The 19,984-nt window shown below is 68.7% G+C and carries 18 protein-coding genes; 11 read left to right on the top strand and 7 right to left on the bottom strand.

What is annotated here, in order from left to right; genetic code table 11:
• Positions 1-154: 154 nt before the first annotated feature.
• Positions 155-2,275 (bottom strand): RecQ family ATP-dependent DNA helicase, encoded by a 2,121-nt coding sequence (locus tag ABIC25_RS07930; RefSeq protein WP_101821648.1) that lies wholly within the window; start codon positions 2,273-2,275, stop codon positions 155-157.
• Positions 2,276-2,411: 136 nt separating this feature from the next.
• Here ABIC25_RS07930 and ABIC25_RS07925 point away from each other — a divergent pair, with 136 nt between their 5' ends.
• The 3 genes from ABIC25_RS07925 (at position 2,412) to purD (ending at position 7,249) form a co-directional block, all read left to right on the top strand.
• Entirely contained in the window at positions 2,412-3,677 is a 1,266-nt protein-coding gene (locus tag ABIC25_RS07925) for a bifunctional glycosyltransferase family 2/GtrA family protein (RefSeq protein ID WP_354560815.1), read from the top strand.
• Positions 3,674-5,755, top strand: coding sequence for an ArnT family glycosyltransferase (locus tag ABIC25_RS07920; protein ID WP_354560813.1), 2,082 nt, complete (start codon positions 3,674-3,676; stop codon positions 5,753-5,755). The genes ABIC25_RS07925 and ABIC25_RS07920 overlap by 4 nt, the downstream gene beginning before the upstream one ends.
• Before the next feature lie 240 nt (positions 5,756-5,995).
• The gene (gene purD / locus ABIC25_RS07915) at positions 5,996-7,249 is read left to right on the top strand and encodes a phosphoribosylamine--glycine ligase (protein WP_354560812.1); all 1,254 of its coding nucleotides are present in this window, start codon (positions 5,996-5,998) and stop codon (positions 7,247-7,249) included.
• A gap of 75 nt (positions 7,250-7,324) precedes the next feature.
• Here purD and ABIC25_RS07910 read toward each other — a convergent pair whose 3' ends face one another.
• The 3 genes from ABIC25_RS07910 to ABIC25_RS07900 all read right to left on the bottom strand — a co-directional run bounded on the left by ABIC25_RS07910 (position 7,325) and on the right by ABIC25_RS07900 (position 9,663).
• Positions 7,325-8,287 carry an alpha/beta hydrolase gene (locus ABIC25_RS07910; RefSeq protein ID WP_064569211.1) on the bottom strand — a complete coding sequence of 321 codons (963 nt, stop codon included), beginning with the start codon at positions 8,285-8,287 and terminating at the stop codon, positions 7,325-7,327.
• An 81-nt stretch (positions 8,288-8,368) separates the two neighbouring features.
• Positions 8,369-8,851, bottom strand: coding sequence for a nucleoside deaminase (locus tag ABIC25_RS07905; protein ID WP_239403243.1), 483 nt, complete (start codon positions 8,849-8,851; stop codon positions 8,369-8,371).
• 56 nt (positions 8,852-8,907) lie between these two features.
• Positions 8,908-9,663: a DUF6882 domain-containing protein gene (locus ABIC25_RS07900; RefSeq protein ID WP_354560810.1), complete on the bottom strand. Its 756-nt coding sequence runs from the start codon at positions 9,661-9,663 to the stop codon at positions 8,908-8,910.
• 176 nt (positions 9,664-9,839) lie between these two features.
• Between ABIC25_RS07900 and ABIC25_RS07895 the strand changes: the two genes are divergently transcribed.
• The 3 genes from ABIC25_RS07895 to purB all read left to right on the top strand — a co-directional run bounded on the left by ABIC25_RS07895 (position 9,840) and on the right by purB (position 12,424).
• Positions 9,840-10,433, top strand: a complete 594-nt coding sequence (locus tag ABIC25_RS07895; protein WP_174316846.1) for a TetR/AcrR family transcriptional regulator — start codon at positions 9,840-9,842, stop codon at positions 10,431-10,433.
• A gap of 104 nt (positions 10,434-10,537) precedes the next feature.
• Positions 10,538-10,921, top strand: a complete 384-nt coding sequence (locus ABIC25_RS07890) for a hypothetical protein (RefSeq protein WP_354560808.1) — start codon at positions 10,538-10,540, stop codon at positions 10,919-10,921.
• Between the two features lie 75 nt (positions 10,922-10,996).
• Positions 10,997-12,424: an adenylosuccinate lyase gene (gene purB / locus ABIC25_RS07885; RefSeq protein ID WP_354560806.1), complete on the top strand. Its 1,428-nt coding sequence runs from the start codon at positions 10,997-10,999 to the stop codon at positions 12,422-12,424.
• Positions 12,425-12,648: 224 nt separating this feature from the next.
• Here purB and ABIC25_RS07880 read toward each other — a convergent pair whose 3' ends face one another.
• Positions 12,649-12,933 (bottom strand): Rdx family protein, encoded by a 285-nt coding sequence (locus ABIC25_RS07880; RefSeq protein WP_354560805.1) that lies wholly within the window; start codon positions 12,931-12,933, stop codon positions 12,649-12,651.
• A 61-nt stretch (positions 12,934-12,994) separates the two neighbouring features.
• Between ABIC25_RS07880 and ABIC25_RS07875 the strand changes: the two genes are divergently transcribed.
• Positions 12,995-13,891 (top strand): phosphoribosylaminoimidazolesuccinocarboxamide synthase, encoded by an 897-nt coding sequence (locus ABIC25_RS07875; RefSeq protein WP_354560803.1) that lies wholly within the window; start codon positions 12,995-12,997, stop codon positions 13,889-13,891.
• Positions 13,891-16,074 carry a S9 family peptidase gene (locus tag ABIC25_RS07870; RefSeq protein WP_064569216.1) on the top strand — a complete coding sequence of 728 codons (2,184 nt, stop codon included), beginning with the start codon at positions 13,891-13,893 and terminating at the stop codon, positions 16,072-16,074. Before ABIC25_RS07875 ends, ABIC25_RS07870 begins: the two co-directional genes overlap by 1 nt.
• Positions 16,075-16,143: 69 nt before the next feature.
• On the opposite strand, the gene ABIC25_RS07865 is transcribed toward ABIC25_RS07870, so the two are convergent.
• Positions 16,144-17,691, bottom strand: coding sequence for a DHA2 family efflux MFS transporter permease subunit (locus ABIC25_RS07865; RefSeq protein WP_354560801.1), 1,548 nt, complete (start codon positions 17,689-17,691; stop codon positions 16,144-16,146).
• Between the two features lie 138 nt (positions 17,692-17,829).
• The gene (locus ABIC25_RS07860) at positions 17,830-18,336 is read right to left on the bottom strand and encodes a MarR family winged helix-turn-helix transcriptional regulator (RefSeq protein ID WP_239400308.1); all 507 of its coding nucleotides are present in this window, start codon (positions 18,334-18,336) and stop codon (positions 17,830-17,832) included.
• Between the two features lie 126 nt (positions 18,337-18,462).
• Here ABIC25_RS07860 and ABIC25_RS07855 point away from each other — a divergent pair, with 126 nt between their 5' ends.
• The 3 genes from ABIC25_RS07855 (at position 18,463) to purQ (ending at position 19,970) form a co-directional block, all read left to right on the top strand.
• Complete coding sequence (locus tag ABIC25_RS07855) at positions 18,463-18,945, top strand: glutathione peroxidase (RefSeq protein ID WP_004020747.1); 483 nt, start codon at positions 18,463-18,465, stop codon at positions 18,943-18,945.
• Between the two features lie 95 nt (positions 18,946-19,040).
• The gene (purS, locus tag ABIC25_RS07850) at positions 19,041-19,280 is read left to right on the top strand and encodes a phosphoribosylformylglycinamidine synthase subunit PurS (protein ID WP_004020746.1); all 240 of its coding nucleotides are present in this window, start codon (positions 19,041-19,043) and stop codon (positions 19,278-19,280) included.
• A gap of 9 nt (positions 19,281-19,289) precedes the next feature.
• The gene (gene purQ, locus ABIC25_RS07845; RefSeq protein ID WP_004020745.1) at positions 19,290-19,970 is read left to right on the top strand and encodes a phosphoribosylformylglycinamidine synthase subunit PurQ; all 681 of its coding nucleotides are present in this window, start codon (positions 19,290-19,292) and stop codon (positions 19,968-19,970) included.
• Positions 19,971-19,984: the final 14 nt, after the last annotated feature.

The raw sequence follows: 19,984 nt of genomic DNA, 5'->3' as shown, positions 1-19,984 counted from the left end.
GGCTACCGCCCGCTCACGCTGCTCCACCGACAACGAACTACGTGGATGCATACAACTCTCCCCGGGTAGTCGAAACTGATTTTCAGTCCAACTCCTGGGGACCAGTCCACACAGGGTGGTGGATTTGCCGAAAAAGGGTGGGTTTGCGGAGGGTTCACACCGTCCGGTGGATGAGGAGTGGTAGTACCGCGGTCGCGCCCGCCTCACGAAGGGCGGCGGCGGCCAGGGTGATCGGCCAGCCCGAACTGTTGGCGTCGACCACGAGCATGACGTTGCGGCCCGCGACCTCCGGCGGGTCGCCGAGATGGTCCCGCCAGTAGGCGGCCTCGACCGCGCCGGTCGCGTCGGTGGGTGGATCACCCATCCGCACGGGGAAGCTGCCGCCCTCGCGTTTCCCGACCGTCCGCAGGTGGTCGGCCAGGGTCTCGGCGAGCGTGGTGCCGGTCAGACGCAGGGACACGATGAGGTCGGCGCGGACGCCGGTGTCGCGCACCCACGCGGCCAGCGTGGCGACCGCGGCGTCGCCCAGTTCGGCGACCGCACGCTCGTTTCCGTTGCGTGCGGCGGCGAGCACCTCGACCCACTCGGGGGCGTCGGCGTGCGCCAGGACGCGTCCCGGCGCGGCCAGCAGGTCCGCGGGAATCCGTCCGCGACGGCCGAATTCGCCGCCGGGCCACATCTTTCGGGGGTCCAGGGTCTGGGCCTTGCGGCGCAGCGTGGAGGTCACGGTGCGCACGGTCTCGTCGTCGACGGTGTCGGTGAGACCGTCGCTGAGGGCGCGCCGGCAGACCGAGCAGCGCCCGCAGTCCGCGGCCTGCGGGTCGTCGAGCGATTCGGTCAGCAGCCGCATCAGGCAGGTGCGCCCCGCGATGTATGCGCGCATGATGTCGGCCTCGCGCCGGCGCACGGCGAGGATGCCGTCGTAGTGCGCGGCGTCGTAGGTCCAGGGCTTGCCGGTGACGACCCACCCGTCGGGGGTCCGGTCGGTCACGCCGTCCACCGCCAGCTGCTTGAGCATCAACTCGATCCGGGTGCGGCGGAATCGGGTCGCGGCCTCGAGCTGAACCACCGACTGCGGCTCGTCCGCGGACTCGAGCGCGGCGAGCAGATCACGCATCTTGTCCGGGTCGGGAATCGTCGCGGTGGCGAAGTGGTCCCAGATCCGGTCGTCGGTCTGCGACGCCAGCAGCATCACGACGGCATCGTCGAGGGCGCGTCCGGCACGGCCGACCTGCTGGTAGTAGGAGACCGGCGACGGTGGTGACCCGACATGCACCACGAAGCCGAGATCTGGTTTGTCGTAACCCATTCCGAGCGCCGACGTCGCGACCAGCGCCTTGACCTCGTTGCGCAGCAACGCGTCTTCGAGTTCGTGGCGGCGGTCGGCGTCGAGCTGGCCGGTGTAGGCCGCCACCGCGACGGCGTCGCCGTGGACCGCACGGATGGCCTCGACGAGGCGGTCGGCATCGGCGACGGTCAGCACGTACACGATGCCCGATCCCGGCAGCGCCGGCAGCGACTGCGCCACCCACCCGTACCGCTGGACCGGGGACAGTCCGTCGAGAACGTTGAGATGCAGAGACTTTCGCGCCAGCGGCCCGCGGAGGACGAGGGTGGGCTCCCCTGCGGTACCGGCGTCGAGCTGGGCGGCGACGTCCTCGGTGACACGGGCGTTGGCGGTGGCGGTGGTGGCCAGGACCGGTGTCGTCGGGTTGACGGTGCGCAACACGTCGGCGACGCGACGGTAGTCGGGGCGGAAGTCGTGACCCCAGTCGGAGACGGCGTGCGCCTCGTCGATGACGAGTAGTCCCAGGTTGCCGGCGAGGGCATCGAGGACCCGGCGGCCGAATCCCGGGTTCGCGAGCCGCTCCGGCGACACGAGCAGGACGTCGAGGTCGCCCGCGCGCAACTGTGCCTCGATCGTCGACCACTCGTCGACGTTGGACGAGTTGAGCGTCGCCGCCGACAACCCACCGCGGGCGGCGGCCGCGACCTGGTCGCGCATGAGGGACAGCAGCGGCGACACGATGAGGGTCGGCCCACCGCCGCCCGCCCGGATGATCGCGGTCGCCGACCAGTAGACCGCCGATTTGCCCCACCCCGTCGCCTGGACCACCAGGACGCGCGCACCGCGTTCGGTGGGATCGGCGGGGCGGCCGGCCAGCGCGGTCACGGCCCGGAGCTGGTCGTCACGCAGCGCGGCGCCCTCGCCGGCCAGGCTGGTGATGACGCGGTTGGCGGCGGTCAGCTGGTCCGGGGCGAGGGTTGCGGCCATGCGCCCCAATGTAGTGGCGCCCCCGGACACGCCGCGTTCTCCGTCCACACGCCCCGGTCACACCGGGTGTGCGTTCACAGGAACCTGGCAGGTCGTACGCAGAGTGACCCGAGGCTGGGATCCGACAGTGATCCACATGATCCCAGAAGCACCGCCGGGCGCCACGGCGCAGAACTACACACTGACCGACAGTTCCACGCCGAATCCGGTACTCGACATCGTGGTCCCCGTCTACAACGAACAGGCCGACATCGCCGCGTCGGTGCGTCGCCTCGCCGACCACCTGCGCCTCCACGTGCCCTACGCTTCGCGGGTCACCGTCGCCGACAACGCGAGCACCGACGACACGCTCGCCATCGCCGTCGCACTGGCGGGCGAGCTCGACGGCGTGCGGGTCGTCCACCTGGAGCAGAAGGGACGCGGCCGTGCGCTGAGCGCGGTGTGGCAGCACAGTGACGCCGAGATCGTCGCCTACTGCGACGTCGACCTGTCGACCGATCTCAACGCACTCATGCCGCTCATCGCCCCGCTCGTCTCGCGGCATTCCGACATCGCGATCGGGACGCGCCTCAGCCGGTCCGCACGCGTCGTCCGGGGACCCAAGCGCGAGTTCATCTCCCGCTCGTACAACCTGATGCTGCGGACCGCGATGGGCGCCAGGTTCTCCGACGCGCAGTGCGGGTTCAAGGCCATGCGCACCGACATCGCGCGCGAACTGCTGCCGTTCGTCGCCGACACCGGCTGGTTCTTCGACACCGAACTGCTGGTCCTCGCCGAACAGATCGGTCTGCGTATCGCGGAGGTGCCGGTGGACTGGGTCGACGACCCCGACAGCACCGTCGACATCGTGCCGACTGCGATCGCTGACCTCAAAGGCTGTGCGCGCGTGGGTCTCGCACTGGCGATGGGCCGGCTCCCGATCGCGCAGCTGCGTGCGTCCATCGGCCGGGACCGGGCCGCGGGACCGCAGCTCGACGGGGTACCGATGGGGATGGTCGGGCAGCTGGCACGCTTCTGCGTGGTCGGCGTCGCCTCGACGCTGGCCTACGCGGTGCTGTTCCTCGCGCTCCACTCGTTCCTCGGTGCCCAGATCTCGAACGTGGTCGCCCTGGCGATCACCGCCGTCCTCAACACCGCCGCCAATCGGCGGTTCAGCTTCGGCATCCGCGGTCGCGACAACGCCTTGCGCCACCAGCTCTTCGGACTGGGCGTCTTTCTGTTCGGCTGGCTGGTGACCTCGGGGGCGTTGCTGGTGCTCCACACCGCCGCTCCCGACGCGACCAAACACATCGAACTGATGATCCTCGTGACCGCGAACCTGGTGGCCACCCTCACCCGGTTCATCGGTCTCCGCTGGGTGTTCCGCAAGGCGCCGGCTCACCACACGGAGGTCGTCGCATGAGCACCACTCTCGTATCCCCGGCGAATCCGGTTGCGCCCGAGGATGCCTCGGGCGTGCGGCGTCCGGCGTCGGAGAACTCGCGCTTGGAACGCATCTCGCTGACACTGCTGCTGGTCGGCACCACGGTCGCGTACCTGTGGAACCTGTCGATCAACGGATGGGCCAACTCCTTCTACTCGGCGGCCATCCAGGCCGGCTCCCAGTCGTGGAAGGCCTGGTTCTTCGGATCGTCGGACATGGCGAACTCCATCACCGTCGACAAACCGCCTGCCTCACTCTGGATTCCGGGCCTCAGTGCCCGGATCTTCGGGGTCAACCCGTGGTCGATCCTGGTGCCCGAGGCGCTGATGGGCGTCGCCTCGGTGGCGCTGCTCTACCTGATCACCCGGAAGTACCTGGGCCACTGGGCCGGCATCTTCGCGGGGGTGATCCTCGCGGTGACACCGGTTGCGGCGATGATGTTCCGCTTCGACAACCCCGAGGCGCTGCTCATCCTGCTGATGATCGCGGCCGTCTGGTCGATGATGAAGGGGCTCGAGGACGGTCGCTGGCGATGGCTGATCCTGACCGGGGTGTTCGTCGGGTTCGGCTTCCTGACCAAGCAGCTCCAGGTCATGCTGATCGTGCCGCCGCTTGCGGTCACCTACCTCGCCTTCGGTCCACGCGGCTGGTTGCGCCGGGTCGGGCAGCTGTTCGCCGCGCTGGGCGCGATGCTCGTCAGCGCGGGCTGGTGGATTCTGGCGGTCGAGCTGTGGCCCGCGTCGTCGCGGCCGTATATCGGTGGCTCGCAGAACAACTCGATCCTCGAACTGACCCTCGGTTACAACGGCCTCGGCCGGCTCAACGGCAACGAGACCGGTGCCGTCGTCCCCGGCGGTGGTGGAGGCGCCGCGGAGGGCATGGGCGGTCCCGGCGGTGGTGGCGGCGCGTGGGGTGAGACCGGCTGGCTCCGGATGTTCGAACCCGCGCAGGGCGGTCAGATCGCCTGGCTCATCCCGACGGGCCTGATCCTCGCCGCCGTGGCGCTCGTCCTCATCGGAAAGGCCCGGCGCACCGACCCGCGTCGTGCATATCTGGTCGTCTGGGCGCTCTGGCTGCTGGTCACGATGGGTGTCTTCAGCTTCATGGCCGGGATCTTCCACCAGTACTACACCGCGGCACTGGCTCCCGCCGTCGCCGCGGTCGTCGCCGGCGGCGCGGCGGTCTGCTGGTCGCACCGGGACCGGTTGTGGGTGCGGATCGCACTGGGGATCTCCGTCGCGGTCGCCGCGGTCTGGGGCTATGTCCTGCTCGATCGCACGCCCGACTTCGTGCCGTGGCTCCGGTTCGCGGTGCTCGTCGTCGGCCTCGCCGCGGCGGTGACCATGATCTTCGCCCAGCGTCGGGCCATCGCGGCGGCAGCCCTCGTCGGGGCGATCATGGCCGGTCTGGCCGGTCCGGTCGCCTATACCGTCGACACCATCGCGACCGAGAAGAGCGGATCCATCATCTCCGCGGGTCCCCGTGTCGAGGGCGAGTTCGGTCCCGGTGGAGGTGGACCGGGCGGTCCCGGTGGACGCGGAGGCCCGGGTGGACCCGGCGGTCGGGGCATGCCCGGCACGCCCCCGCAGGGCATGGGTGGCCCCGGTGGCCAGGGGCCGACCGGACTGGGCGGTCCGGGCGCGAACGGCACCGACGGCCGCGGGGGCGGCGCCGGGGGACTGCTGCGGGGTTCGACGCCCTCCACGGCCATCGTGAACACGCTCAGCGCCGACGCGGACGACTACACCTGGGTGGCCGCCGCCGTGGGGTCGATGTCGGCCTCCGGATACCAGCTGGAGACCGGCCACTCGGTGATGCCGATCGGCGGCTTCAACGGCAGCGACCCGTCGCCGACCCTGGCGGAATTCCAAGAGCTCGTCGCCGCGAAGAAGATCCACTACTTCGTCGGCGGGGGCATGGGGCCCGGCATGGGTGGTGGGATGGGCGGGAACTCGGCCCAACCGTCGTCGCAGATCAGCACCTGGGTGCAGGAGAACTTCGTCGCCGTCACCGTCGACGGCGTGACCATGTACGACCTCACCCAGCCCACGAGCTGACTGTCGCAGCCCAGCGGACCGCAGTAGGTGTGCCACCCCGACGCCCCTCCGCCCCCTGAGGTGCGAGGAGCGATAGCGACGAGCCTCGAAGGGTCTGGCGACGCATCTCACCAGGACCCTTCGAGGCTCGCTTCGCTCGCACCTCAGGGAGCGGGACGGGTCGTTGCCCGGCATGTTGCTGCTGTTCGGCGTCGTGCCCGTGGGCAAAGCCGTGGGGACCGACCGTTTAGAGTCATGGACGTGCGCGTACTCGTGATCGGCTCGGGCGGCCGCGAACATGCCCTTCTCATCGGTCTGGCGAACGATCCGGCGGTCACCGACCTGCACGTCGCCCCGGGGAACGCCGGCACCTCGTCGATCGCCACGAACCATCCCGTCGACGCCGTCTCCGGCGACGCGGTCGTGGAGCTGGCACGCGAGGTCGGTGCCGACCTCGTGGTCATCGGTCCCGAGGTGCCCCTGGTCCTCGGAGTCGCCGACGCCCTGCGCGCGGCCGGGATCGCGACGTTCGGCCCGAGTGCCGAGGCTGCCCAGATCGAGGGGTCGAAGGCGTTCGCGAAGGACGTCATGAAGGCCGCGGGGGTCACGACCGCCCACGCCGAGATCGTCGACAATCCCGCCCGGCTCGACGCCGCACTCGACCGCTTCGGCCCGACCTGGGTGGTCAAGGACGACGGTCTCGCCGCGGGCAAGGGCGTCGTCGTCACCACAGACCGTGACATCGCCCGCGACCACGCTGCCGAGTGCCTCGAGAGCGGGCACCCGGTGCTGCTGGAGAGCTTCCTCGACGGGCCGGAGGTGTCGCTGTTCTGTCTCGTCGACGGCGAGACCGTGGTGCCGTTGCTGCCCGCGCAGGACCACAAGCGCGTCGGCGACGACGACGCCGGCCCCAACACCGGCGGCATGGGTGCCTACACGCCGCTGCCCTGGCTGCCCGCGGAGATGACCGCGCGCATCGTCGACGAGGTCGTGAAACCCGTTGCTGCCGAGATGGTTCGGCGCGGTATCCCGTTCTCCGGTCTGCTGTACGCCGGCCTGGCGATCGGATCGGACGGACCCGCCGTCGTCGAGTTCAACTGTCGCTTCGGTGATCCGGAGACCCAGGCGGTGCTGGCCCTGCTCGACTCTCCGCTCGGACAGGCGCTGCACGCGACCGCAACCGGGACGCTCGCCGATCTGCCGCCGCTGGAGTGGCGTGACGGTGCCGCGGTCACGGTGGTTGTCGCGGCCGAGAACTACCCCGGCAAGCCGCGCACCGGCGACGTCATCACCGGCGCCGACACCGACGGGGTGCTGCACGCCGGCACCGCGCGCAACGCCGACGGCGCCGTCGTCTCCTCCGGTGGGCGGGTACTCGCGGTGGTGGGTACCGGTGCCGACCTCGCCGAAGCCCGCGAGCAGGCCTACGCGCGGATCGCGGGCATCAAGCTCCCCGGTTCGCACTTCCGCAGCGACATCGGCCGTAACGCCCTCGAGGGCCGGATCAGCATCTGAGTCTCGCTCGCATCGTCCGTTCCCGATCACCCCGAATCGGTTGAGTGCGAACGGAACACGTGAGCGAATCCCGAGTCAGACCGCCAGGTTCCGTCCGAGGAACTCGACCTGCTCGGGAAGGACACTGCGCCAGTACCGGTTGGTGTGTCCGCCGGCCGCGGTCCCGAACGCGGCCGGCGGCCGGAGTCCGGCGGCCCACTGGCGCGTGTAGGTGTAGAACTGGTCGCTCGAGCCGATGTTGATCAGCAGCGGGATCTTCGCGAACTTCGGCTGCGCGCCGAACAGCGAGTTGGCCTGGTAGTCGGCGATGCCGTCGAAGGCGCGCGGCGGGAAGTTGCGCGGGTCGGCCCACATCGCGGGCGAGCTGACGGCCACGGCGGCGACGCGCGGTGCGCCCAGCATCGCGGCCAGGCGCAGCGCACCGTAGCCGCCCATCGACCAGCCGAAGAGTCCGATCCGCTCGGTGGACAGGTTGAGTTTCGGGTCGCTCGCCAGCATCGGCAGGAACTCGTCGAGGACCATCGCGCCGCCATCGGTGCCGTCGGTGCGCCGGTGGTAGTAATTGCGCCCGATGTCGGCGGCCGCCAGAGCGAACGGCGCATTGCCTGCGTCGACGTACTGCTGCATCACGGTCTGCATCTCGAGCTTCGGCCCGAAGATCGATTTCTCGTTGGTGTTCAGCGCGTGCAGTACGACGACGACGGGCAGGGTGCCGGTCACGCCGTTGGGGCGGGCGACGGCCCACCTGGTGTCGCGCCCACCCATCCGCGCGGACCGGAAGCTGCCGGTGACCAGCGGCGGGCCCCCGGTGACCGGGGGTGGGGACGCCTCGACCGGCAGTTCGTCGTCGGCCCGGCCCTCCAGCTTGCGGGGCTGCACGGACGTCGGCGGGGTCGAACCCGAGCATGCGGCGACGCCGAGCGCAGCGGCGCCGAGTCCGGCGGCCAGGACAGCACGACGGCCGACGGGCGAGCGGCCGTTGTCGTCGGGCCTGCTGCGCTCGTCGGTATCGCTGGTCGGTGGTGTCACTCGGGTCATCGAGTCAACAGGGTAGTAGCCGACCCCCGGCTCGCCGCAACGGATCGTCGACCGACGCGCATCGATGTGAGGAATCTCCTCTCAGCTGTGCTGCCAGAAACCGGCGTGCACCTCCCGTGCGGCGTCGAGAGCGAACGGGCCGCGGACGACGATCGGCCGGCTGCCCGCCTCGAAGATCCGGCGGCACGGCATCGCCAGTGTCGGATTCGCCGGGTCGTCGCCGGTCATCTCCCGCAGTTCGTCCTCACCGAGTGCGTAGACGACCGTACCGATCCCGGCCCAGTAGATCGCTCCGGCACACATCGCGCACGGTTCGGTGCTGGTGTAGAGCGTCAGCCCGCCGCGGGTGACGAGGTCGAGGTGCCCGACCGCGCGTACGACGTTGGTCTCGGCGTGCCCGGTCGGGTCACCTGCGGTGTCGACGGTGTTCATGCCCTCGGCCACCACGCTGCCGTCCGGCGCGACCAGGAGCGAACCGAACGGGTGATCGCCGCGCGCGCGGGCCTCGGCGGCCAGCTCGATCGCGCGTCGGAGATGGGTGTCGTCGCGACTGTCGGTGGACATGTCCCCGATGGTCGCATGGGTCGCCGGTGATGCGGGCCCGGTGTGGGATGCGCGGCTCAGTGCTGCCCGACGAGCTCGCAGCTGAAGTCGATCGGCCGCGCGCGCCGGTCGAACTCCACGTGCGCCACCGACTCGCCGTCGGTGACGTCGCAGATGGGCGATCGGCCGCCGTCGGTGCCTGCCCGCCAGCTGATGTGCCATCCGCGCCGCGCGGCCATCCCGTGGATCGCCACCCGATGATCGTTGACCGCAAGAGATCTCATCACGGTCGGCATCTTCGTGGCGAAGTCGGCGAAGCTCGGCTCGGGGAGTGCGACGTCGTCGAGGAGGTACACGGCGAGTTCCCCGTCGTCGAGCCGTCCCGTCCAGTAGGGACTGATCCCGGTGCTCTCGACCGCGGCGGCGGCGACGATGTCGATCGCCTGCGCCCGGCAGTCGATGACCTCGTCGCGAGACAGGTTGGGCGGCAACGGTACCCGAGGCGTCGCGAAGTCGTCGACGCCGAATCGGGCGCCCACGTCCCGCAGCGCCGAGGCGGGGCCGGACGGTTCGCCGCGTGGATGGGCCCACCCCCACACGATCGCGTCCGCCTCGATCACCGCGATCAGGGTGGCGCGCGACCGGACCGAGTCGTGGTGCCCGTCTTGACCGGTGGGGGCGGTGGCGGTGAAGACGACGGCCCGCTCGGCGGGGTCGCAGCGCGCCTCGAAGCTGCCCAGCCGTTCGCGGAGGTGATCGGCGAACGCGACCTGTCGCAGACAGGTGTAGAGCGCCGCGTAATCGGCGACAGCGTGGAGGCCGTCGAACTGCATGCGCTCACGGTAACCGCGGGCCCGGTCGTCGTACCCCGGTGTCCGATGTCCGACTGACGCCCCCGGTCGCGCGTTGTCGGAGGTCAGCGGACTTATACGGGAATCAGACTGTGTGTGCATCGCTTTGGTGAAAGCGATACGGCGGTACCGGCCCTTTGGCAGCATGAACATCCATGATGACCTCGGCGGCGACACCGAAGGGTGTGCGGCGGCGGTCTCGATTGATCGAGGCTGCCGGCGAGCTGTTGCTCGAAGGCGGCTTCGACGCCGTACGTCATCGCGCGGTGGCCGAGCGGGCGCAACTCCCGCTGGCGTCGACGACCTACTATTTCGGCTCCCTCGACGACTTGATGGCCGAGGCCGCCGCCCACCTGTGCGCCCACGACGAGACCGCAGTCTCCGCCCGCTGCAACGCTCTTCCGCGCCGGCATCGCGGGAGCACGGCGACGGCGGCCGCGCTCGCCGACGTCTTCGTCGGCTCCGACACGACACTCCAGCAACTGTCCGCGCGGTACGAGATGATCGCGCTCGCGGCGCGTCACCCCCTTTTGCGCGACGTCGTCGCCGCGCGCGGACAGTCGCTGGCGTTTCATCACTGCGAGGTCCTGGTCAAATCTCACCGCGTCGCCGACCCGGTGCACATCGCGCAACTGATCGGCATCGAGGACGGTGCCATCGTCGGCGCGCTGGCCCAGACCGCGGTCCGGCCCGTCGATGCGGTGCGCGACGCACTGCTCGATGTCGTCGACGTCCTCGCCCCGCGTGAGTGACCGCGACGAACCTCGCGAATAGGCCGCGCCATCGGGGCGACGATGACACGATGGGGCGTCAGGTCACCGACGGGGAAGGGGATCGAGTGTCGGGACGACGCTGGATGGTGAGGATCGGGGTCGCGCTCGGCGCGGCGATGATGAGCACGACCGCGCTCCTGGTGCCGTCGGCACAGGCGGCGCCGGCCGGCCGGGTCGATGCATCGGTCCCGCTTTCCTCGGCGGTCTACGGCACCGGCTGTACGTATCCGCTGACCGTGGCCGTCAACTCATCCGGCTGGGTGGAGTTCTTCGAGGTCAAGGCGGGCTTGCCGCCGCGCTTCGTGGGACGCGACCTGCCCCAGGGTGCGCTTGCCTCCACCACCTGGGTCCCGCAGCGCATCGGTGGCAAATACCTGTACGCGGTGCAGAACGGGAAGGTCTCCCAGCCGACGTTCGTCCGCGTTCGGCAGGGCTACGGGTCGAACGGATCGTGCGTGGCCTTCTGACGCCGACCGACGTCTCACCACAGGCGGCCCGAGCAGGGTTTCGGTCTGACCTCGGTCGCGACCTACACTGGGCGGGTGTCGAAGCCCGTCATCGCCAACGTCCTGGCCAGTCGCTATGCCTCCGCCGATCTCGCCGAGCTGTGGTCGGCGAGCACCAAGATCGAACTCGAACGGCGGCTGTGGATCGCGGTCCTCAAGGCCCAACGTGACCTCGGCATCGACGTACCGTCCGACGCCATCGCCGACTACGAGCGCGTCGTCGACCAGGTCGACCTTGCCTCGATCGCCGAACGTGAACGGGTCACCCGCCACGATGTGAAGGCCCGGATCGAGGAGTTCAACGCCCTCGCCGGTCACGAGCAGATCCACAAGGGCATGACGAGCCGGGACCTCACCGAGAACGTCGAGCAGCTGCAGATCCTGCGTTCGCTCGAACACGTCCATGCGCACGGGGTCGCGGTGCTCGCCCGGATCGTCGCCCTGGCGGCCGACTACTCGTCGACGGTCATGGCCGGACGCAGCCACAACGTCGCCGCCCAGGCCACCACTCTCGGCAAGCGATTCGCCTCGGCCGCCGACGAACTCATGATCGCGCTGACCCGGTTGCGCGAGCTCGTCGATCGCTACCCGCTGCGCGGGATCAAGGGTCCGATGGGTACCTCGCAGGACATGCTCGACCTGCTCGGCGGCGACGCCGCCAAGCTCGCCGACCTCGAGGACCGCGTCGCCACCCATCTCGGGTTCGCGCGCTCGTTCACCTCGGTCGGCCAGATCTACCCCCGTTCGCTCGACCACGACGTGGTGTCGGCCCTCGTGCAGGTGGCCGCGGCGCCCTCGTCGTTGGCCCACACCATCCGGCTGATGGCCGGCCACGAGCTGGTGACCGAGGGCTTCCAGCCCGGCCAGGTCGGCAGCTCGGCGATGCCGCACAAGATGAACACCCGCAGCTGTGAGCGCGTCAACGGACTCGCCGTCGTGCTCCGGGGATACGGCTCGATGGCCGCGGAACTGGCCGGGGCGCAGTGGAACGAGGGTGACGTCTTCTGCTCGGTCGTCCGTCGGGTGGCTCTGCCCGATGCCTTCTTCGCGATCGACGGCCTGATGGAGACCTTCCTGACCGTTCTCGCCGAGTTCGGCGCATACCCGGCGGTGATCGCCAACGAACTCGACCGCTATCTCCCGTTCCTGGCGACCACCAAGGTCCTGATGGCCGCGGTGCGCGCCGGCGTCGGCCGGGAGACCGCACACGAGGCGATCAAGGAGAACGCGGTCGCGGTGGCGCTCGCCATGCGCGAGGAGGGACGCGAACCCGATCTCCTCGACCGGCTGGCCGCCGACGACCGCATCCCGCTCGACCGCGCCCAGCTCGAGGAGTTGCTGGCCGACAAGACCGCCTTCGTGGGTGCCGCCGAGCAGCAGGTCGCCGACGTCATCGCGGCTGCGGAGAAGATCATCGGGCAGTACCCCGACGCCGCAGGCTACTCCCCGGCGCCGATTCTCTAGTAAGTCGGCGCACTCACTCGGGTGCGCCCCCTGTCTTCCCGATCCGAGAGAACCGCACGCCCTCTGGTCCCTGAGGTGTGAGGAGCGCAAGCGACGAGCCACGAAGGGCTTGGTGAGGCACCTCGCGTGGCCCTTCGTGGCTCGCTTCGCTCGCACCTCAGGGACCAGTAGCTGTGCGACTCTGTCGGATCAGGGAGCAGTGGGGCGCTTCTGTCGAGTGCGGGTCACTCGGGGGCGGCGTCGGAGTGGCCGAGATTCCAGTCCGGGAGCGCGGTGTCGCGGACCCGTCGCTTGAGTTCGGGAGCGCCGGGGAAGCCGCCGTCGCGCTTGCGTTCCCAGATCATGGTGCCGTCGACCTCGATGACGAACACGCCGCCGGTGCCGGGGACGAGTGTCACCGAGCCGATCTCGGTGCCGAAGGTGTTCAGCAGTTCCGAGGCCATCCACGACGCCCGCAACAGCCAATTGCACTGTGTGCAGTAGGTGATGGTGATGTGGGGTGCAGTCATCGGTCCAGAATGTCAGAGCCTGCCGCCGCAGGCGCCCCGGTGACCCTCTAGGGTCGAGTCCATGCGTCCTGAACTGCAGACCTACCGTCATCTGGCGTCGGGGAAGGTCCGCGAGATCTACGAGATCGACGCCGACACCCTGCTGCTGGTGGCGTCCGACCGGATCTCGGCCTACGACCACATCCTCAGTCCCGCGATCCCAGATAAGGGGCGCATCCTGACGGCGATGAGCTTCTACTGGTTCGACGAGCTCGGGGTACCCAACCACCTGGCCGGCGGTCCCACCGACGACCGCATCCCGGCACCGGTCGTGGGTCGTTCGATGGTGGTCCGCCGTCTGCCCATGGTGCAGGTCGAATGTGTGGCCCGCGGCTATCTGACCGGGTCGGGCCTGCTCGACTATCAGTCGACCGGATCTGTGTGCGGCGTCGAACTGCCCGCGGGTCTGTCGGAGGCGAGCAAGCTTCCCGAGCCGATCTTCACCCCGGCGACCAAGGCCGAGCAGGGCGAACACGACGAGAACATCAGTTTCGAGCGGGTCGTCGAACAGGAGGGGGAGGAGCTGGCGCAGGCACTGCGGTCGGCAACCCTCGACATCTACGCGCGGGGTGCGGCGGTCGCCGCCGAGCGCGGGATCATCCTCGCCGACACCAAGTTCGAGTTCGGCCGCGGGACCGACGGCCAGCTCGTGCTCGCCGACGAGGTGCTCACCCCCGACTCGTCCCGGTACTGGGAGGCCGCCACCTATGAGGCGGGCAGGGTGCAGCCGAGCTTCGACAAGCAGATCGTGCGGAACTGGCTGACGAGCGCGGAATCCGGATGGGACCGGGCGTCCGACGTCGCGCCGCCGACGCTGCCCGACGACGTCGTGGAGCGTACGAGACAACGGTATATCGATGCCTACGAATGGATTTCGCAGAAGTCCTTCGCCGACTGGCCCGACGCAGAGGTGATCTGATGACCGACGAGAAGCAGGACGCGACCGCTCCGGTGGTGACCCCGCCGGTCGCCAAGAAGGTGCCCGCCGAGCGCACCCACCATGGCGACACCTTCGTCGACGACTACGAATGGTTGCGCGACAAGGATGATCCCGAGGTGATCGCCTACCTCGAGGCACAGAACGCCTTCACCGAATCGCAGACCGCCCAGCTGGCGGACCTGCGCACCCAGATCTTCGGCGAGATCAAGAGTCGTACCAAGGAAACCGACATGTCGGTGCCCAACCGGCGCGGCCGATACTGGTACTACGGGCGAACCCATGAGGGCAAACAGTATTCGACGTCCTGCCGGTGTCCGATCCGGTCCGACGACGACTGGACCCCGCCGGAGGTCGGCGACGACCCGCTGCCCGGCGAGGAGATCCTGCTCGACGCCAACGTCGAGGCAGAGGGCCATGACTTCTTCAGCCTCGGCGCGCTGACCGTCAGCGACGACGGGAACTGGCTCGCCTACAGCATCGACGTCGTCGGAGACGAGCGATACACGCTGCGGGTGAAAGACCTTCGGAGTGGCGAGTTGCTTCCCGACGAGGTGCGCGACACCTCGGGCGGGGCGGTCTGGTCGGCGGACGCCCGGCACGTCTTCTATTCGACGGTCGACGCCGCGTGGCGTCCGGACACGGTGTGGCGCCACGACATCGGCGCCGGAACATCGGACGTCAAGGTCTTCCACGAGCCGGACGAACGGTTCTGGGTCGGGATGGGCACCACGCGGAGTGACAAGTTCCTGGTCATCGGCGTCGGTTCGAAGATCACGTCGGAGAGCTACCTGCTCGCCGCCGACGATCCCACCGGCGAATTCCGCAGCGTCGCACCACGAGTGGAAGGCGTCGAGTACAGCGTCGAGCATGCCGTCATCGACGGTGCCGACTACCTGGTCATCGTCCACAACGGAGTCGGGGCCGGGGAGGACCGCGACGGCGCGAAGGCGGAGAACTTCGCCATCGATCTCGCGCCGGTTGCCGACCCGTCGGACCGGCGACCGCTCATCGCGCACGATCCGCAGCGCCGGATCGAGGACCTCGACGCCTTCGCGGACTACCTGGTCCTGTCCTACCGCCGGGATGCGCTGCCGCGGTTGGCGATCGCCGACCTCAGACAGATCGACGGCATCCCGGCCGAGTCGGACTTCCGGGAGGTCACCTTCGATCAGGAGCTGAGTTCGGCGGGCCTCGGGGCCAACCCGGAATGGCGTGCCCCCAAGCTGCGCATCGGGTACGGCAGTTTCATCGAGCCGGCCGAACTGTTCGAACTCGACGTCGCCTCCGGTGAGCGGACCCTGCTCAAGCGGCAGCCGGTGCTGGGCGGTTACGACCCGGCCGATTACGTCCAGTCCCGGGAGTGGGCCGTCGCCGACGACGGCACCCGGATCCCGCTGTCGGTGGTGCGCCGCAAGGAGACCGACGCCGCCACACCCGCGCCGTTGCTGCTGTACGGCTACGGCTCCTACGAGGCGAGCATCGACCCGTACTTCTCGGTGGCGCGACTGTCGATGCTCGACCGCGGCATGGTGTTCGTCCTGGCCCACATCCGTGGCGGTGGCGAGATGGGTCGCCACTGGTACGAGAACGGCAAGGAGCTCAGCAAGCGCAACACCTTCACCGACTTCGTCGCGGCGGCCCGCCATCTCGTCGACGCCGGGTGGACGACGCCGCAGCAGATGGTCGCCGAGGGCGGGTCCGCGGGTGGGTTGCTGATGGGCGCGGTGGCCAACCTGGCGCCCGAGCTGTTCAACGGGATCCTGGCGTCGGTGCCGTTCGTCGACGCACTCAACTCGATCCTCGATCCGTCGCTGCCCCTCACGGTGATCGAGTGGGACGAATGGGGTGACCCGTTGCACGACCCCGAGGTCTACCGGTACATGAAGACCTACACCCCCTACGAGAACGTCGACGCCAAGCCGTACCCGCCCATCCTCGCGCAGACGTCGCTGAACGACACCCGGGTGCTGTTCACCGAGGCGGCGAAATGGGTTGCGCGGCTCCAGGAGAAGACGACCTCCGACAATCCGGTCCTGCTCAAGACCGAGATGTCGGCCGGTCACGGCGGCGTCAGCGGACGCTACAAGCAGTGGGAAGAGGTCGCGTTCGAGCTGGCGTGGATCCTCCAGCAGTCGGGTGCGCTCGACACCTCCGCTGGTTGAGCTTGTCGAAACCACACAAAGCCCCGTTCGACTTCACGTCGGACGGGGCTTTGTGATGTCAACCAGAGATCAGTGCATCATGATCGGCCCGCGGTCCAAGTCCTCTTCGGTCAGCTGGGAGGCGATCTTCTTGCGGGGCAGGAAGAACGCGGGGATCAGCGTGAGCACGATCAGGACAACCGAGATGGTGAACGTGTTGGAGAACACGTCTGCGGCTGTCTCGAAGAACGACTGCGGCAGCGGGTCCGGCACTCCCGGCGGCAACGGTGCGTCGGAGGTGTTGGCCATGATCGCCAGTCCCGCCTCGGGGCGGCTCGCGAGGCTGCTGGCCAGGATCACCGAGATCACCGCGGTACCGATCGAGGTCGCCGACTGCTGGATCACGTTGAGCAGCGTCGAGCCGTCGGGAACCTGGGAATTCTTCAGGGTGGCCAGGGCCGAGGACATGATCGGCATCATCGTCATGCCCATACCGAGACCCTGCACGAACAGCGACCCGCAGATCAGCCAATACGACGTGTCCGCGCCGAGGAACATGAACGTACTCAGGCCCAGCACGATCAGGACGATGCCGACGAGCACGAACTTGCCCGGCCCCATCTTGTCGGTGAGACGACCGGCGATCGGCATGGTGAGCATGGCGCCGATTCCCTGCGGTGCCAGCAGCAGGCCGGCGGCCAGCGTGGACTCGCCGCGCACGCCGATGAAGTACTGCGGGAACAGCAGCGCCGCACCGAAGAACGCGATCATGAACAGCACCATGGTGACGACCGAGATGCTGAGTGTGCGGTTGGCGAACAACCGCAGGTCGAGCAGCGGGTTCTTCTTGCGCAGGGCGTGGAAGATGAAGGCGCCGATGAGGATCGCGCCGACGATGGTCGGCACGAGGACCGAGGCCGTCACGAAGGTCCGGTGCTCGGCGCTCGAGGAGATGCCGAACAGGAAGAGTGCGAGGCCCGGCGAGAGCAGGAGCAGGCCGACGACGTCGATCGAGGAGCGCTTGGTCTCGGCGTCGTCGCGCAGGACGATCCAGGAGAAGATCAGGGCGCCGATGCCGATCGGGACGTTGATCAGGAAGATCCAGTGCCAGCTGAGCTGCTCGATGAGGACGCCGCCCAGGATCGGGCCCGAGATCGGGCCGAGGAGCATCGGGATACCGAGGACGGCCATGACCGAGCCGACCCGCTCGGGTCCGGCGGCCTTGGTCAGCATCATCATGCCGATGGGCATCAGCATGCCGCCGCCGAGGCCCTGGATCACGCGGAACGCGACGAGCATCCCGATGTTCGGCGCCAGCGCGCACAGCACCGATCCCAGGGTGAACAGGACCAGGGAGACGAGGTAGACCTTCTTGGTGCCGAAACGCGAAGCGGCCCAGCTCGACAGCGGGATCACCGCGGCCAGCGCCAGGGTGTAGCCGGTCGCCGTCCAGGCGGCGCCCGCGGCATCGGTGCCGAATTCCTGCTGGAAGGTGTTCTGCGCGACGGCCACCACGGTGACGTCGAGGATCGACATGATCGCACCGAGCACGACCACGCCGGCGACCATGAGGACGTGTCGGTCCAGCTTGGTGTCCGGTGGGCCCTCGTGCAGGTGGCCACCTGTGGATGAAGTCATTCGGGTGTTCCTATCGGTCGGACGAGAGATGAGCGTGCCGCGGTCACCCGCGGGGTGATCGTCTGTCGGGCTCGATCGACCCGTGCGGGGTCGAGTGAGGCGGTCAGGGGATCAGTGGGTCGATGTCGAGGCGAGGGGTCATGAGGCCTGCCGTCCATCGGAGGGCAGACAGAAATGGTCGACGGCGTCGTCGACGATCGGACGCAGGGCCGTGCAGAGGTTGTCCCGCATGTCTGTCGGCAGGTTGGCGACGAAGTGCCGGATGGTCCCGCGCTTCACGGCCAGGTGGGTCTCGAGGTAGCGCCGCCCCGCGTCGGTGAGGGAGATGCGCTTGACCCGTCGGTCGGATGGGTCCTCGCGACGGTCGACCAGATCGCAGCCGACCAGTTTGTCCACTGTGCGGCCCGCGGCTGCGAGGGACAGCTGTACCTGATCGGCGATGGCGTTCACCGACAACGGGCCGGGCTGGCAGGCGAGTGCGGAGAGGATGCGCAACTGAGAGAACGTGATGTCGGTGGCTGCCAGGCTCTCCAGTGTCTCCGGCCGGCCCAGGTCGATGAGGCGCTCGAGAAAGGCGTTGAGCGCCGTCGATGCAGCGTTCACCGACTCGTCGGCACCGCTGTACGACCTGCAATCTCCGGACACCCGAAGATGCTAACCCGAATGCAACTATTGCAGAAACGCAATTAAGCGTGACCTTGGGCATACGTCACGACGTCCTGTGACCCACGTCTCCGGATGAACCGGCGGGCGCCGTCTAATCTGGCGTCTATGGCCAACATCAAGGACATCCCGGTTTCCGCCCTCGACGGCTCCGACGTCTCGCTGAACGACTTCGGCGGACCGCTTCTCGTTGTGAACGTCGCCAGCAAGTGCGGACTCACCCCGCAGTACGCCGGCCTCGAAGAGCTCGCGAAGACGTACGGCGACAAGGGCCTCACCGTCGTCGGAGTGCCCTGCAACCAGTTCATGGGACAGGAGCCCGGCACCGCCGAGGAGATCGCCACCTTCTGCTCGGCGACCTACGGTGTGACGTTCCCGCTGCTGGAGAAGACCGACGTGAACGGCGACGATCGCCACCCGCTGTACGCCGAACTCACCCGGCACGCCGACGCCGACGGCGAGGCGGGTGACATCCAATGGAATTTCGAGAAGTTTCTCGTCAACGCCGACGGGGAGGTCGTCAACCGCTTCCGTCCGCGCACCGAGCCCACCGACCCGACGGTCATCGCCGCCATCGAATCCGTGCTCTGAGGCGATTTGGCGCACCCGGTAAGCTGACCGGCGTGAACTGATCGGAAATCACCGATCAGGCGACAACCGACCAGCAGACATTTGAGGAGCGGTCCATGGCGCGAGTGGTGGTCGACGTGATGCCCAAAGCCGAGATTCTCGACCCCCAGGGCCAGGCCATCGTCGGCGCCCTGGGCCGGCTCGGGTTCAGCGGTATCGGCGACGTCCGTCAGGGCAAGCGATTCGAACTCGAGGTCGACGACTCGGTGGATGACACGACACTCGAGCGCATCGCCGAAGAACTCCTGACCAACACGGTCATCGAGAACTTCAACGTCTCGCGCGTCGCGGAGTAGAGGACAGCCATGACAGCTCGTATCGGGGTCATCACCTTCCCCGGAACCCTCGACGACGTCGACGCGGCCCGCGCGGTCCGGCTCGCCGGTGCCGAGCCGGTGTCGTTGTGGCACGGCGACGCCGACCTCAAGGGGGTCGACGCGATCATCGTGCCCGGCGGCTTCTCCTACGGCGACTACCTGCGTGCGGGTGCCATCGCGCGGTTCGCGCCGGTCATGGGTTCGGTCGTCGAGGCGGCGGGCAAGGGGATGCCGATCCTCGGCATCTGCAACGGTTTCCAGGTGCTCTGTGAGGCCGGGTTGCTGCCGGGCGCTCTCACCCGCAACGAGGGGCTGCACTTCATCTGTCGCGACGAGTGGCTGCGCGTCGAGTCGAACACCACCGCGTGGACGACCCGCTTCGAGCAGGGCGCGGAGATCCTGATCCCGCTCAAGTCGGGCGAGGGTCGTTACGTGGCCTCGCAGCGCAAGCTCGAGGAGCTCGAAGGGGAGGGCCTGGTCGTGTTCCGGTTCCCGGAGCGCAACCCCAACGGCTCGGCCCTCGAGATCGCCGGGATCTCCAGTCCCAACGGACGGATCGTCGGCCTGATGCCGCACCCCGAGCACGCCACCGAGCCGCTCACCGGTCCGAGCGACGACGGTCTCGGACTCTTCTACTCGGTGATCGACTCGGTTCTCGCCTCGGTGTGAGCGCAGCTTCGCCG

The organism is Gordonia sp. PvP123 (assembly GCF_040547295.1).
Lineage (GTDB): Bacteria > Actinomycetota > Actinomycetes > Mycobacteriales > Mycobacteriaceae > Gordonia > Gordonia terrae.
Note: the sequence above shows the minus strand (reverse complement) of the source record. Positions and strands in the feature narration are given on the sequence as shown.